Here is a 14,653-nt window from a genome sequence, read left to right as displayed (position 1 = left end):
AGTTTAGAGCGCCTCGCATACACGCTCTATTTGTATTGCTTGCAAGCCCATCTCACTAGCGACATGCTGAAGAATGTAACGTTTTCGGGCTGTATTAGTATTGGTGATCACCCAGTAAGGGCTGGCAGGAATGGCTTGGGGCTTACTCGTTTTCCCAGAGGCTAACAATGTTTCTTTCGCTTGAGAAAAGTACTCCCGCTTACTCCCCTTAATCACACAAGCTTTAGCAAAACGAGAGTGGTCTAAGCAGTAAAGTTGAGAGAGTAACGCTAAAAATCGTTTGGTGGAGCTGCCCGCTTCTGCGATACCAGAAAAATCAAATTCAACATGCTGTATAGAAGAAATAACTTTATCCGCTTCGACATCTTCGCCCATCACTGGTTCTGCTGGCACAGACGGTAGTGCTTGAGAACCAACGCGAGCATCATTTAACTCTGAGCTGGCATTTAATTGGGATTGTGCATCCAGTAAGCGTCTTAAGATATCAGAGGCGCTTTCGCCGATGTGCTGAGTTTGTCCCGCAATGTATAAATACAAGTCATCTTCAATTTCTATAGTCTTCATTGCCATTTTATTTATAAAGCCAGATTAAATATGGATTTATTATACATAGCAAAGTTAATAACTCATCATTAATCCCTTATAAGTCTATTAAAAGCTGAAATTTTGCCCACTAAACTCACCTTTTAGGGCTTGTAGATACGAGGAGAGATAGGCAGACTAGTCGACGAATGAGCAGAGGGTAAATTTTGAAATTGCACTACAAACAACAAGGAACGGGCTACCCCGTTTTACTAATTCATGGCCTATTTGGCAGCTTATCTAATTTAGGTATATTAGCGAAACATTTGCTTGAAAATGATTATCAAGTGATTAGTGTTGATGCGCTCAATCATGGCTTCTCACCACGCAGCGAATCAATGAATTACCAAACCCAAGCGAATAGCATAAAAGATCTATGCGACCAACTGGCGATTGAGCAATGTGCTATTGTCGGCCATTCGATGGGGGGAAAGTCGCAATGGCCACCGCCCAGCTTTACCCTGACCTGGTGTCTGCAATTGTGGTGGTAGACATTGCACCTGTCGCCTACCAACATAACCACCAAGCGGTATTTAGCGGTTTAAACAGCTTTGATGTAGCCACCGTAACCAGTCGAAGCGAAGCTGACCAATTGTTAGCCCACTATATTAATGAACCAAGTGTTAGACAATTTCTGCTTAAGTCCTTAATTAAAGCAGAAAATGGTTGGACTTGGTTATTTGATGTCCAACGATTATCTCGGTGCTACCACAACATTATTGACTGGGAACCTTTAGGCGTCTTTAATCAGCCTTGTTTGTTTATCAAAGGACAAAATTCGGATTATATTGTTAGTCAGCAGCAACTCAGTACCGTACAACAGTTCCCCAAAGCTGAATTAAAAGTAATAACGGCGACCGGACATTGGCTACATGCCGAAAAACCTGCTACTTTCAATCGTTTGACTGAGCGTTTTTTAGGCACGCATATTTAACACCTCGCTGTGCTTTGTGATATAGTGCGCGTCGAATTTTCTCCCGAGGATAGCCATGTTTGCTCAATACATCGATCAAATAGAAAGCCTTGCCTTAACGATTGGCTTTGTTATTTTATTTTTTCTTATTGGCATGGCTATTCAAGATGTACTCAAAAAAGGCAATGTTCCCCCCTTCGGCCGCGCCGTTGTATGGTTAGTATTGTTTTTAGGATGTGCAGGCTTTGTCGCAAAAGGCTTAATTCAGCTATCTTGGGAAGGTAGTGGTTTAGGCTAAACGGTTGTTTCTAAAAGTAATGGCAAAACAAAATACAGATCGAACCACAATTGATCTATTTGCGAGCGAAAAAAGAGTGGGTCGGCCAAGAACCAACCCCTTAGAACGCAAAGATCAATTGAAAGCCAACAAACGAAATCAACTTAAACGAGATCGTGCAAATGGGCTTAAAAGAATAGAATTAAAAGTTGAACAACACCTATTCGAAAAACTGAATCAATTAGCTGACGAATCAGGTATTAGCAGAAGTGAATTGATTGAAAAAATATTGAATAGTCAATTTTCAATAAATCAATAGTTTGTAATACAGGTGAAAAATATGGCAAGCGTAGGTATATTTTTTGGCAGTGACACCGGCAACACCGAAGCCGTTGCACAAATGATCCAAAAAGAGTTAGGTAAAAAACTAGTTGAAGTGAAAGATATCGCCAAGTCGACCAAAGAAGACATTGATGAATTTTCACTGATCCTATTAGGGATCCCCACTTGGTATTATGGGGAAGCACAATGTGATTGGGATGATTTTTTCCCTGACCTGGAACAAATTGACTTCTCAGAAAAACTGGTTGCGATCTTCGGCTGCGGCGACCAAGAAGACTACGCTGAGTATTTCTTAGATGCGATGGGTACCATCAACGATATCGTCGTGAATAAAGGTGCTACCGTTGTTGGACATTGGCCAATTGAGAGTTACGATTTTGAAGAATCTAAAGCCTTAGCTGACGATAAACATTTTGTAGGCTTAGGCATTGACGAAGATCGCCAGCCGGAGTTAACTCAAGAACGCGTGAAAGCTTGGTGTCAGCAAGTCTACCAAGAGATGTGTTTGGCTGAGTTAGAAGATTAAGTGACTGGGCAAAGCCCAGTTTTTCTTTAATAAACTAACACAATTGGCAATAATTATGCTTAACTTTGGCTAGAGGTGTTGAGCATTGCCAAAATTACTGTTATTAATTTCACTGATAGTGTCTTTTTCTAGCTATGCCGATGTTTGGTTTTATCAGGACCAACAAGGGGTTATGCATTTTTCTCAAGAGAAAAAAGACTCAAAATGGCGTTTGTTAATGCGCACCCCGAAAGCATTTGCAAAACCAAAATCCATCGTACAGGCCCCAAATCCACTCAACAACAATGCTTATCAACAACTGATTATTGACACCGCAAAGCGATACAATCTCGATCCGGCCTTAATCCATGCCATCATTGCAACTGAATCTAATTATAAAAACAATGCTGTTTCACGCAGTGGCGCGATGGGCTTAATGCAATTAATGCCTGCAACGGCAAAACGATTTTCAGTCACCGATCCCTTTGTTCCAGAGCAAAATATAGAGGCCGGGAGCCGTTATCTTCGCTGGTTATTAGATGAGTTCCAATCGCTGCAATTAGCGCTTGCCGCATACAATTCAGGAGAAAATACCGTAAAACGCTATGGTTTTAAGATCCCTCCTTACCAAGAAACCCAAGATTATGTCCGTAAAGTCATTAAACGTTACAAACAAAACCTCAGCCAAACTAATTAGCGGTTAAACTAACAGAGCGTTCCATTTTAGCTCCACTTTGATTGCAAGAGTTCACATCTATCTGCAGCGCTTATGTAGAAACAAACTATTACAGCATACTGTTAGAGGGCATAGCGGGAATAAACCTGTCAGTTTTTCCTAGTGACTATCATCGCTAGTCTATGTGCGAGCTTCATCAGTAATCGGCGAGTCACTACGAGTAGTGGTTCATCGCGAAAACGAAGCCAAGTGCACAAATTCGCTGGCTTAACCCACATCAATGCAGCAAGTTTTTAGCTTGGGGCTTTGTGTTTAGTGCGTAAGCCCGTATACTACGGGCAGTTATGGAATGGATAACAGCAAGGGATAAAAATCACCTATGTCTGATAATAATCACGCACTAAAAAAAGCGGGTCTTAAAATTACGCTACCCAGAATGAAAATTCTGGATTTGCTACAAACACCGAATAACCAGCATATCAGTGCCGAAGATTTATATAAATTACTACTTGAACAAGGCGAAGAAATTGGCCTTGCAACCGTTTATCGAGTACTGAATCAATTTGATGATGCAGGTATTGTTACGCGTCACCACTTCGAAGGCGGAAAGTCAGTATTTGAGTTAAATACTCAAAATCATCATGACCACTTAGTTTGTCTTGATTGTGGGAAGGTCATCGAATTTAACGACGAAGTGATCGAGCAACGCCAGCGCGACATTGCTAAAAACAATGGTATTCAACTCACTAATCATAGTCTTTATCTTTATGGGCACTGTATTCAACAAGATTGTACGGAAAACTCTGAAGAAAACTGACAACTCAAACAGGTGTAACAACATACACCTGTTTTCTATTGAGCATATCCCCAACGCCCTACCAGCTGATTATCTACCCCTAAATGATCGAGGATCCTTGAGGCCACATGATCGACGAGTTGCTCAATACTTTGTGGGTTGTGATAAAAACCAGGGCAAGCTGGCAATATATCAACCCCTATTCTGGCGAGCTTCAACATATTTTCTAAGTGAATCGCAGAAAAAGGCATTTCCCGCGGCACTAAGACTAAACGTCCCTTTTCCTTAATGACAACATCAGCAGCTCGCTCCAGCAGATTATCTGATAGGCCCATCGCAATTGATGCCAAAGTTCCCATACTACAAGGACACACCAACATCATTTTAGGTGCAGCAGAACCTGAAGCGACCGGCGAAAACCAATCCGTTTTACCAGGTAACAAAATTTGCCCTTTTTGAGCTTTAAAACGTTCCTGCATGAACTGTTCTACTTTATCTTTTGCGGTTGGCCACTGTTCGCCTAATTCCGTTGCAATAACGACCTTTGCCGCACTAGATATCAATAAATGCACTGTAAATTGCTTTTCGATGAGCAACTCAAGTACCCGGATAGCATAAATAACACCGGACGCGCCAGTAATAGCTAAGGTTATATGTTTGTTTTTCATTCAGTAAATACTGTACTCGATTTTAAGAGCGATCCTGCAAGAGAGGCAGGTTTATACCAAGATTTTCGGCTTGAGGGTAATTGTAACGTCATTAATTCGGCTAAGCGACTAATTATACAGCTTAAAGCATTTATAAAAACTAAGGTATTAACTACAATAAGGAAAAGGAATTTATGTAACGGGCTTATGTCTAAAGTAGAAATCCCCACCAACAGCTTACAGGTTGGTCATTATATTAGCTTACCGATTGGTTGGACTGCCCACCCTTTTATGCGAAATAGCTTCAAAATAAAAAATGAAGAACAATTAACTGTTGTTCGTTCTTTAGGCCTAGATGTGATTACAGTTTTCCCCAATAAATCAACCGTTAACGTTAACTTAGTGACCACGGCTACGACCGACGAGCAAGCACCAGAAGCAATCGCAGAAATCGATCCGGAACAAGCAATACTAGAAGAATTAAGGCACGCTCAAAAACGTGCGAATAAAGCATTCTTACGTAATTCAGAGAGTTTTCGTCTGGCCTTGACTAAATTTACCAATAAACCTGAAGAAGCTTATTACAGTATATTCGAACAAATAAATATCACTTTACAACTGATGTTTAAATCTAAATCACCACATAGTGTTTATGTTATTTTGGAACCCAGTAGCGAAGAAGATATTTTTTTCCACAGCGTAAATGTCGCTGTTCTCTCTGCTTTAGTGGCCAAGAATTTAGGTTTTACTGAGAAAGAATGTTCGATGTTGTGTATTGCGGCGATGGTTCATGACATTGGCGAACTCAAAGTTCCCCAGCAGATCCGCAGAAAACCCAATGAATGGGAATCCGCAGAACAGAGTTTTTTTGAAACTCATCCTAAATTTAGTGCTGACCTGATTAAAAAAGCAGGTTCATTTCCAAAAGAAATTCTGCCGATGGTGCTAAATCATCATGAACGATTAGATGGTAGCGGCTACCCAAAAGGTTTAAAAGCAAAAGAGCTAGATAAAACCACTCAGTTACTGTCGATTGTTGATGCTTTTGAACACCTATGTTCACCTTTACCAAATCAGAAAAAACTCACACCTCAAGAAGCCTTCGCCTTTCTCTATAAGTATGCAGGAACAAAATATAACAAGTTATACTTAGAGCAGTTAATGAATACTTTAGGTATCTACCCCCCCGGCTCCATAGTAAGCTTATCCGATCAAACTTATGCAATGGTGATGTCGAGCAACCCTAAACAAAAACTTAAACCGAGAGTTTTACTTTTAGAAAAAGGTAAAAGCTTCAGCAATGCTAGCGTCATCGATCTCAGTAAGTCAGACGTCAAAATTAGTCAAACTGTAAAATGGGAAGACGTACCGCAGGCGCTAATTAAGAATTTCGACCCTAAACTTCGCTGTTGTTATTTCTTCGACCCCGAGCAAGAATAATTCAAATCCGTTAGCCCTACTATTTTTAGCTTTACTTCACTTCAAATAAATTCATTTACGCGTGTTCTAGGTAAAAAGCGAAAATCATCAACTGATTTCCGCTTTTTATCTAAGTTAGTCATTGGACTATTATTCGATAATGTCTTGTTTACCTTTTACTTTTTCTCTCATACTTTGCATCATTACGTAAAAAACGGGCACCAGACAAGTCCCAACAAGGGTGGCTGCGATCATCCCGCCCATCACCGCATAACCCAAAGACACGCGACTAGCCGCCCCTGCACCAGTCGCAATCACTAAGGGGATCACCCCAAGAATAAACGAGAAGGCAGTCATCAATACGGCTCGAAAACGTAGGCGAGCAGCTTTTACCGCAGCATCTCGAATTGTCATACCGCTTTCTCGCAATTGCTTGGCAAATTCAACAATCAAAATAGCATTCTTACAGGCTAAACCGATCAATAAAACCAAGCCGATTTGAGTATATAAGTTCACATCGGAACCCATAATCCAAATGTAAACAAAAGCCCCTAAAATCGCGATAGGTACCGCAAGCATCACTGAAATAGGTATCGTCCAGCTTTCGTACTGAGCGACCAAGAACAAATAGGTAAAAATGAGGGCTAGAGAAAAAATAAGCGGTGCCAAATTACCAGCTTTTAACTCCTGATAAGTTTGCCCTGACCACTCGTAGGTATAACCGACCGGAAAACTATTTTCCGCAATTCGTTTAACCGTTTCAATCGCTTGCCCTGTACTATAGCCCGGTGCTGGGAAAGCATTCATTTTCACTGCGCCATATAAGTTAAATTGGTTGATATACTCCGGCCCCAATTTAGGCTCAACAGTCACCAAAGTTGTTAGAGGGACCATTTCATCAAACTTATTGCGAATATAGAAACGAGAAATATCTTGTTCAGAGTTTCTATATTCAGTTTCGGCTTGCATGTATACCCGAAAGACCTTACCAAAACGGTTAAAATCATTGACGTATTTAGAGCCTAGCATCGTTTGCAGCGTGGTAAAAATACTATTCAATTGTACCCCCTGCACTTTTGCTTTCTGTCTATCAACATCAACGAACAGTTGTGGTACATCCGCACGATAAGTACTAAAAGCAGCGGCTAGTTCCGGAACGCCTGCGGCTTCTACTGCGGTAGCCCGCATCACACTGGCCAATTGCGCAGGACTTCGCCCCAAGGTGTCTTGAATATAAAACTCAACACCTGCGACGGTCCCCACCCCCGGTAAAGCCGGCAACGAAAATCCCATCGCTTGCGCTTCGCCATAACGACTCAGCGCAGCATTTGCTTTTGCTAAAATACTCGACTCAATTAATGCGGGATCGTTACGTTCATCCCAATGGGATAAAATCACCACCATAAGCCCCGCATTTGAAGACACCGCGCCTGAAATAATTGAATAACCACTAGCCGAAATAACGTTAGTCACACCATCCAACTGGTTGAGTTCGTCAACCATTTTGCCAATTACGTCTTTGGTTCGGTTAATTGATGCACCATTAGGCAATTGAACATCTACAAAAAATGCCTTCTTATCTTCAGTCGGTACAAAACCAGTCGGTAATGAAGTTGCAAAATAGCCAGTCGCACCAAGCAATAGCACATAAACAATTCCAACAATCGACAACTTTCTGACCATCCCCGATACAAAACCACTATATTTCCCAGTGGCTTTATCAAAATAGCGGTTAAAGACAGCATGAAAGCCCTTTTCATGAACTTTAGGGGTTTTTAATAAAGAGGCACATAGTGCCGGACTCAAGGTTAAGGCATTCACGGAAGAAATGAGTACCGAGATACAAATGGTAATGGAAAACTGAGCATACATTTGTCCAGTGATTCCCGGCATCACAGCGGTAGGGGCGAATACAGCTAACAGTACCAAAGTGGTTGCGACCACAGGGCCTGTCACTTCTTGCATCGATTTGATAGTCGCATCGACAGCGTTCAAACCTTCTTCTTGCATTAAACGGGTGGTATTTTCCACAACCACAATCGCATCATCGACCACAATCCCAATTGCAAGGATCAAAGCAAATAACGAAACAGTATTAATGCTCATGCCAGTTGCCAATAGAAATGCAAAGGTACCAATCAATGAGACCGGTATCGCGATAGCAGGTACTAGGGTTTGCCTGAAATCTTGTAAGAAAACATAAACCACAAAGATAACCAAAGCCACCGCAATCAACAGCGTTTCTAACATCTCATTAATCGAGGTTTGAACAAATTCTGTCGTGTCGTAAAGGATTTTGTAATCCATATCCTCGGGAAACTGAACACTTAAGCGATCCAGTTCTTCTCTAACACCTTTTGCGACTTCTAAAGCATTGGCACCACTGGTTTGATAAATAAACAGTAATGCTGAGTCCTTATTATCCAGTTTTGCTTCAGCATCATAGCTTGCCGCCCCCAATTCAACCCTAGAAATATCTTTTAAATATACGGCGCTCCCATCCGGATTGGAACGAACGATAATTTCTTCAAACTCTTCGGGGTGACTTAAACGTCCCTTCGTGGATAAGGTATATTGAAACTGTTGATCCCGGGGCACAGGTGCTGCACCAATCCGGCCTGCGGCAACTTGAATATTCTGTTCTTCGATAGCCGCAATCGCGTCATCAACGCTAACACCTAAACTAGCCATTCGGTCTGGATTTAACCAAATCCGCATTGAGTAATCCATCCCACCAATAATGCTAACCTTTGATACCCCATTCACTCGGGCAAGGTTATCCTTGATGTTGATCCCCAAATAGTTGTTCAGAAATAAATTATCTAAACCTTCATTGGGTGATATCAAGTTGAGCATCATCAAAATATTGGGATCTTGCTTTTGAACTTTAATTCCGCTGCGCTGGACCTCGTAAGGTAGACGAGGCATAGCCTGCTGAACCCGGTTCTGCACATTCACTTGCGCCATGTCAACGTCGGTACCAACTTCAAAAGTAACGCTTAAGGAGTAACTGCCGTCATTGGCGCCTTTTGACTCCATATAAATCATATTTTCAACGCCGTTAACTTCGGCTTCAATAACCTTGGCCACAGTGTCTGCCACCACATCGGCACTCGCACCAGGATAACTGGTCGTCACCGAAACGGAAGGCGGAGAAATATTGGGAAATTCAGCAACCGGTAATACCGGGATCGACAACAAGCCAGCCAAAGTTAAAACAATAGAAATAACAAAGGCAAATTTGGGTCGATGAATAAAAAACTTACTAATCATCACCGACTCCTTAAGATTGAGCTTCAGTGAAAGGCTGGATAGTATCCATCTCGTGTTCGACTTCAGCACCAATACGAACTTTTTGTAAGCCCTCGCTGATGACTAAATCCCCTTTGTCCAATCCGTTTTTCACTTCCCAGTCAATCCCGTAACGTTCCCCTAACTCAAGGTTTTTTCGTTGAACTATATTTTGTTTATCCACAATTAATGCATATCGACCTTGTTGATCTTCTTGAACCGCACGCTGCGGGATCAGCATCACTTGTTGCATATTAGGTGACTCAATGATCACCGTGACATACAAGCCCGGCACCACCAGATCATCTTTATTGGCAAATTCGGCGCGAATCGCCAAAGTACCCGTCGTTGCATCGACCCGATTATCCACAAAGTCCATCTTGCCCGTTTCTTGATACATGCTGCCATCAGGGAAACGCATTTTGACTGGGAAATCTCCCAATTTGAAAGGTGTAGATATCGATTTATGGGCACGTTGCGCAGCCATAATAGTTTTCTCTGGGATTTGAAAATTTACCCAAACAGGTTCCATTTGCACCAAACTCGCCAATTCAGTTTGTTCCGGCACAATCAAATCTCCGGTAAAAACAGCTGAACGGCTAATCCGTCCGGTAAATGGCGCATATATCTTGGTATACCCAAGTTCTAGCTTGGCATTGTCTAAATCAGCTTGGGCACTCTGTAATGCAGCGGCAGCCTGAAGCTTTTTCGATAATAAATTATCGTAATCAGATTGACTGATGAAGTTATCTTTAATTAAACCTTCACCGCGTTTAAAATTGAGAACCGCGGTATCAAATGCAGCTTTCGCTTGAGCCACTAAAGCTTTTGAAGCGTTAAGCGCGGTAGTATATTGCTCAGGATCAATTTCAAAAAGCAACTGATCCTTTTCGACAATGCTCCCTTCAACAAAATTAATTTTTACTAATTCACCTCTAATTTTTGCTTTTAAAATAATATCTTGGGTGGCTTCAGTTCTGCCAACAAATTCGTTACTTGGTCTGACTTCTCTGGTGGTCACTTCTAAAACTTTAACCTTTGCTATGACCTTTGGTGCTGGAGGTGGTGCGTTATCGCAGCCACTCACAAAAAAGACTGACAAAAGCATCATTCCTAACACCGAAGATATGCAGCCTATTTCCTTGGAACGCTTCATAAATATTCCTTGTTAACAATATAAAAGAGGAAACTATAAGTTTATCATAGTTGCTAACTAACAAACTGAAAACTAGAGAATTTGGAATAATTGATAGTTTTTTTAAATCATCAAAAATAGCGATATAAAAGTCACGGTTTGGTCATATATAATGACTAATAATTTATTAGAATCATTCTCTTTAAATATCGTTGAAGGAACAATAATGCAACTAAAACCAGTAGACAAACAACGTTATCAGACTCGCTCCCGATACTGCTACTTTGGCATATCTACGGTATTAATTATCTTAAGCTTAGTTTGGTCAAGTTGTTGGATTTACTTATTTTCTAAGAATGATGATAATTTTATATTCAATCTGCTTGGAGTCGTGAGCGCAGTGGTGTCGATGTTTCCAATCGTTCGCTATTGCAAAAATCAGCCTTGGTTTGATGAGGTCGTCTATATTTGGAATTTAAAACAAGAACTAAACAAAATTAATCGAAAGATGTCTTCTCTCGTGCAAGCTTGTGATCGAGCTGAATTGAATGCCTTCACTGCAATCAAGTTTAGCTATCAGGGAAGCCGTCAAATTTGGCAACTTGACGACAACACTCTCATGCTAACTGAACTGAATTTATCCGAACAGCAGCTTGATGAGGCAATCGCAAAACAAGGTCTTGTTATTAATATAAACGATTACCACAGCGAGATATTAAAAGCTTACTAGAACTGGTTGATCAAAACACATGTATGACCATCGACCAGCACCGGAGAAATGAGCAAGTCTTCGGCAAAAGCTTTCTTTAGACTACCGTCAATCACTAGCTTGTCACCTACATTCGATTGCTTATCAACTAATTCTGCGGGGTAACCCCACAGATTGCAGCTGGTAAGCTGTGACGGTTCCGCGTCATCAGTGGCTAGCTGTAACTTTAAATAACTTTGGTTATTCACGCTCTGACGTAATGAAGACTTACTAAGCAATTGGCCAACTAAGGTTAACTTGTTCCAGTACAACTGGGTAGGCGCGCCAATAAAACTTAGTTGTTCTGCTTCTATGGCGCTAATAATCCGCCCTTCAGAGTCTTTTTGATATCTAAGTCGCCCTTTGACAACCACCCCATCTCCGGCTTTGGCATATTGTTTTAAGCGCTCCGCTTCATCTGCGCGTGCAGTAACCGTGAACACATCTACACGTTCCTTGGCTGGCGGTTTCGTTTTTTTCTTTACCAACAAGTCAAATTGAGTGATAGCAGTCCCATCGCTAAAATAACGAAGGGTCACTTGCTTGGTTACAATATTGCCCAATAATTCAATATCTGAGCGGCATAAAGCGTTTGTTGTCATAGCCAATTTAACGTTAATATCCTCATTTATGCTTATATTAGGGCCATTATGAAATACCCTTGTCGATTAGACAAATACCTTTCAAAAGCAATGTCCATTTCCCGCAGTGATGCTAAAAAACTAATCAAAAATAAGCGAGTGACAATTGACCTCCAATTGAAGGTACAAGCACAACAAACGCTGTATGCGGAGCAACAAGTACATCTAGATGGTCAACTATTAAGCTTAATCTCTCAGCATTATTTCATGCTCCATAAACCCACGGGCTACCTGAGTACTGCCGCGGAAGCCGGTCATCCAAGTGCGCTCTCTTTAATTACCACCGCTGCACCCGTTGCACTCCATGCAGCCGGACGTTTAGACTTAGATACCAGTGGCTTACTACTGCTTACCACTGACGGACAATGGTCCCATCGCGTCACTAGCCCCAACAGTGGGAAATATAAAGCTTACCGAGTCCAACTAGCAGAATCGCTCAGTTTGCAGGATTTAGAGCAACTTCGACAAGGTATTTTGTTGCGTGGTGAAGATAAATTAACCAAACCCGCTTTAGTTGAGCCACTCAGTGCAACAGAAGTTGACCTACAAATTACCGAAGGACGATATCATCAAGTAAAACGTATGTTTGCCGCTTTAGGGAATAAAGTGCTTGGTTTACATCGTTGGCAAGTTGGGCAAATAAAGCTCGATGAACAACTTGCACCGGGTGAATATAGAACCTTGACTCCCCAGGAAATAGCAAGCTTTGAACAAGCCAAATGACTCATAAATCATTAGTAAATTTACAGTGTTAAGCTCAATCTGTTGTTTGACAACGAATCGAACGAAGCAAGATTGCAAACCAGCGAGGTATAGATATGACAAGTTTTAGATTTCATCCGCAAAGCCAAGTCGTTCGACAAGCCGAGCATTACCTCATTACCTTGTATACTGATCCAGCAGAGCAATATGAACAACTCCTGATTCGAATTGAGCCAGACCATGAGGAACTATTCATGGACATGCAGCCCTGCTCAACCAGTGGCTCTTGGCTAAAATGGCAAGTTAAAATTCCGATGAGTGTTCATGCTCCCCATACTCTCTACTGCTTTAAATTTGTGTATAGCGATCGACAAGTCTATCTGCATGCGGCAGGTGAGTCGGTGCGCCTTCCTCAAAAACATTATCACTTTAAAATTCATTCTGATGCTCAGCCTCCTGAATGGGTCAAACAACAGGTTTTTTATCAGATATTTCCTGAAAGGTTCGCCAATGGCAAACCCGACATAACCCCGTCCGCCGATACCTATCAATATCACCAAGATGGTCGGCCTGTGGTGCAAAAACAATGGGGAGAGCCAGTAGCAAAAACTCACTCAGGAACCGGCGCTACCGAATTTTACGGTGGCGATTTAATAGGCATCGAACAACAACTCGATTATCTTCAACAACTGGGAGTCACCGCCCTCTACCTGAATCCAATATTTGCTTCCCCCAGCAACCATAAATATGACTGCGTTGATTACTGGCAAGTTGAACCTCACTTTGGCGGAAACAAGGCGCTAATATCATTAAGCGCAGCCTTAAAAACACGACATATGAAGTTAATGCTCGATGCTGTTGTAAATCATACCTCGAATCAACACCCTTGGATCGACTTCTATCAACAAGGCAAAAACGGCGCTTATAATCATCCTTCCTCTCCCTATCGTAATTGGTATCATTTTGATAACGACGGCCACTACTGGTCTTGGAAGGGGATTACCAGTCTGCCTAAGCTGAATTTTGCTGAGCCAGAAGTTCAGCAAGCGATCTATTCTGGAAAAGACGCCATGCTTAAACATTGGCTCAAACCGCCCTATCAAATTGATGGTTGGCGCTTTGATGTGGCACACATGCTCGGTGAACACAACAGCGCCCTAAATAACGCGCATCACATCCGCCAATTTAGAAATGCGATTAAACAAACCAACCCACAAGCCTATATGATCGGAGAGCATTTTTCAGAAGCTAGCCAATGGTTACAAGGCGAACAACAAGACGGCGCGATGAATTATTATGGATTTTGCCATCCTGTGGTTGCCTTTCTCACCGACACCGACGTACCAAGACATGCACCAATTCACCTAAGCGGAGTCGATTTAGCAACCTGGCTTGCCGAGGCCCGAGCCTCAATCCCATTTGCTAATCAACTCGCCCAATATAATTTATTAGACAGTCACGATACCCCAAGATTTTTACATCTAGTCAAAGAAAATCGTCAACTGAAGCAGATCGCCGTAACGCTTTTACTCACTTATATCGGTGTACCGTCTATCTATTATGGGGACGAGGTGGGAGTCACTGGTGGCAACGATCCAGACTGTCGTCGCTGCTTCCCTTGGGATCAAGATCAATGGGATCACAAGCTGTTCAAGCATTACCAAAGCTTAATCGCATTGCGTAAAGAGCGTATAGAACTACAACAGGGGGATCTGATAAGTCTTGCAGAACAAGCTGACATCTGGGTCTATCTACGTTGGATACCTGGTCAACACAGTATTGTGGTCGTCAATCGCGGGCCAGCCCAAGAACTCACCATCTCGTTAGAACATTTCGTACTGGAATCACGCTGCTACCTTGAACGATTATCTGGAGTACAATTAACACTCAATCACAATCAATTAACGATTGAATGTGCCGCCCAATCTTCACAAATATTCAGCTCTATAGAACACCGACCAGCGATGTAGAGTAACATT

General features: G+C 41.9%; 14 protein-coding genes and 1 pseudogene. 10 read left to right on the top strand and 5 right to left on the bottom strand.

All coding sequences use genetic code 11. The features are described from left to right. Positions 1–3: 3 nt before the first annotated feature. Positions 4–564 (bottom strand): replication initiation regulator SeqA, encoded by a 561-nt coding sequence (locus tag ACRRSX_RS11055; protein WP_432453159.1) that lies wholly within the window; start codon positions 562–564, stop codon positions 4–6. A 185-nt stretch (positions 565–749) separates the two neighbouring features. On the opposite strand from ACRRSX_RS11055, the pseudogene ACRRSX_RS11050 reads away from it, so the two are divergent. From ACRRSX_RS11050 to fur, 6 genes and pseudogenes are all read left to right on the top strand, one after another. Continuing rightward, positions 750–1,516: pseudogene (locus ACRRSX_RS11050) on the top strand (alpha/beta fold hydrolase). A gap of 55 nt (positions 1,517–1,571) precedes the next feature. After that, positions 1,572–1,793, top strand: coding sequence for a DUF2788 domain-containing protein (locus ACRRSX_RS11045; RefSeq protein ID WP_432453161.1), 222 nt, complete (start codon positions 1,572–1,574; stop codon positions 1,791–1,793). Between the two features lie 19 nt (positions 1,794–1,812). Next, complete coding sequence (gene ybfE / locus ACRRSX_RS11040) at positions 1,813–2,091, top strand: LexA regulated protein (protein WP_432453162.1); 279 nt, start codon at positions 1,813–1,815, stop codon at positions 2,089–2,091. Between the two features lie 21 nt (positions 2,092–2,112). Next, positions 2,113–2,640, top strand: coding sequence for a flavodoxin FldA (gene fldA, locus ACRRSX_RS11035; protein WP_432453163.1), 528 nt, complete (start codon positions 2,113–2,115; stop codon positions 2,638–2,640). Between the two features lie 85 nt (positions 2,641–2,725). After that, positions 2,726–3,316, top strand: a complete 591-nt coding sequence (locus ACRRSX_RS11030; RefSeq protein ID WP_432453164.1) for a lytic transglycosylase domain-containing protein — start codon at positions 2,726–2,728, stop codon at positions 3,314–3,316. A 358-nt stretch (positions 3,317–3,674) separates the two neighbouring features. Beyond that, on the top strand, positions 3,675–4,112 hold the full coding sequence (fur, locus tag ACRRSX_RS11025) for a ferric iron uptake transcriptional regulator (RefSeq protein ID WP_432453165.1): 438 nt from the start codon (positions 3,675–3,677) through the stop codon (positions 4,110–4,112). Between the two features lie 35 nt (positions 4,113–4,147). Here the strand turns inward: fur and ACRRSX_RS11020 are convergent, their stop codons facing one another. Next, positions 4,148–4,759 carry a flavin prenyltransferase UbiX gene (locus ACRRSX_RS11020; protein ID WP_432453166.1) on the bottom strand — a complete coding sequence of 204 codons (612 nt, stop codon included), beginning with the start codon at positions 4,757–4,759 and terminating at the stop codon, positions 4,148–4,150. 186 nt (positions 4,760–4,945) lie between these two features. Between ACRRSX_RS11020 and ACRRSX_RS11015 the strand changes: the two genes are divergently transcribed. Beyond that, entirely contained in the window at positions 4,946–6,178 is a 1,233-nt protein-coding gene (locus ACRRSX_RS11015; RefSeq protein WP_432453167.1) for an HD-GYP domain-containing protein, read from the top strand. 129 nt (positions 6,179–6,307) lie between these two features. On the opposite strand, the gene ACRRSX_RS11010 is transcribed toward ACRRSX_RS11015, so the two are convergent. Both ACRRSX_RS11010 and ACRRSX_RS11005 read right to left on the bottom strand, forming a co-directional pair. After that, on the bottom strand, positions 6,308–9,430 hold the full coding sequence (locus ACRRSX_RS11010) for an efflux RND transporter permease subunit (protein ID WP_432453168.1): 3,123 nt from the start codon (positions 9,428–9,430) through the stop codon (positions 6,308–6,310). A gap of 10 nt (positions 9,431–9,440) precedes the next feature. Continuing rightward, positions 9,441–10,604, bottom strand: coding sequence for an efflux RND transporter periplasmic adaptor subunit (locus ACRRSX_RS11005; RefSeq protein WP_432453169.1), 1,164 nt, complete (start codon positions 10,602–10,604; stop codon positions 9,441–9,443). 205 nt (positions 10,605–10,809) lie between these two features. On the opposite strand from ACRRSX_RS11005, the gene ACRRSX_RS11000 reads away from it, so the two are divergent. Continuing rightward, positions 10,810–11,313: a DUF3087 family protein gene (locus ACRRSX_RS11000; RefSeq protein WP_432453170.1), complete on the top strand. Its 504-nt coding sequence runs from the start codon at positions 10,810–10,812 to the stop codon at positions 11,311–11,313. Here the strand turns inward: ACRRSX_RS11000 and ACRRSX_RS10995 are convergent. Continuing rightward, positions 11,310–11,933: a single-stranded DNA-binding protein gene (locus tag ACRRSX_RS10995; RefSeq protein ID WP_432456181.1), complete on the bottom strand. Its 624-nt coding sequence runs from the start codon at positions 11,931–11,933 to the stop codon at positions 11,310–11,312. The genes ACRRSX_RS11000 and ACRRSX_RS10995 overlap by 4 nt on opposite strands. Positions 11,934–11,981: 48 nt before the next feature. On the opposite strand from ACRRSX_RS10995, the gene ACRRSX_RS10990 reads away from it, so the two are divergent. Continuing rightward, positions 11,982–12,695: a pseudouridine synthase gene (locus tag ACRRSX_RS10990; RefSeq protein WP_432453171.1), complete on the top strand. Its 714-nt coding sequence runs from the start codon at positions 11,982–11,984 to the stop codon at positions 12,693–12,695. A 95-nt stretch (positions 12,696–12,790) separates the two neighbouring features. Further along, positions 12,791–14,644, top strand: a complete 1,854-nt coding sequence (gene malZ / locus ACRRSX_RS10985; RefSeq protein ID WP_432453172.1) for a maltodextrin glucosidase — start codon at positions 12,791–12,793, stop codon at positions 14,642–14,644. Positions 14,645–14,653 lie beyond the last annotated feature (9 nt).

Source organism: Agarivorans sp. QJM3NY_30 (genome assembly GCF_050870855.2).
Lineage (GTDB): Bacteria > Pseudomonadota > Gammaproteobacteria > Enterobacterales > Celerinatantimonadaceae > Agarivorans.
This window is presented reverse-complemented; position numbering and strand designations above follow the sequence as displayed.

Coding starts and splice junctions, on each gene's coding strand:
- ACRRSX_RS11055 (WP_432453159.1), bottom strand. CDS start 564: ATGAAGACTATAGAAATTGAAGATGACTTGTATTTATACATTGCGGGA.
- ACRRSX_RS11045 (WP_432453161.1), top strand. CDS start 1,572: ATGTTTGCTCAATACATCGATCAAATAGAAAGCCTTGCCTTAACGATT.
- ybfE (WP_432453162.1), top strand. CDS start 1,813: ATGGCAAAACAAAATACAGATCGAACCACAATTGATCTATTTGCGAGC.
- fldA (WP_432453163.1), top strand. CDS start 2,113: ATGGCAAGCGTAGGTATATTTTTTGGCAGTGACACCGGCAACACCGAA.
- fur (WP_432453165.1), top strand. CDS start 3,675: ATGTCTGATAATAATCACGCACTAAAAAAAGCGGGTCTTAAAATTACG.
- ACRRSX_RS11020 (WP_432453166.1), bottom strand. CDS start 4,759: ATGAAAAACAAACATATAACCTTAGCTATTACTGGCGCGTCCGGTGTT.
- ACRRSX_RS11015 (WP_432453167.1), top strand. CDS start 4,946: ATGTCTAAAGTAGAAATCCCCACCAACAGCTTACAGGTTGGTCATTAT.
- ACRRSX_RS11010 (WP_432453168.1), bottom strand. CDS start 9,430: ATGATTAGTAAGTTTTTTATTCATCGACCCAAATTTGCCTTTGTTATT.
- ACRRSX_RS11005 (WP_432453169.1), bottom strand. CDS start 10,604: ATGAAGCGTTCCAAGGAAATAGGCTGCATATCTTCGGTGTTAGGAATG.
- ACRRSX_RS11000 (WP_432453170.1), top strand. CDS start 10,810: ATGCAACTAAAACCAGTAGACAAACAACGTTATCAGACTCGCTCCCGA.
- ACRRSX_RS10995 (WP_432456181.1), bottom strand. CDS start 11,933: ATGACAACAAACGCTTTATGCCGCTCAGATATTGAATTATTGGGCAAT.
- ACRRSX_RS10990 (WP_432453171.1), top strand. CDS start 11,982: ATGAAATACCCTTGTCGATTAGACAAATACCTTTCAAAAGCAATGTCC.
- malZ (WP_432453172.1), top strand. CDS start 12,791: ATGACAAGTTTTAGATTTCATCCGCAAAGCCAAGTCGTTCGACAAGCC.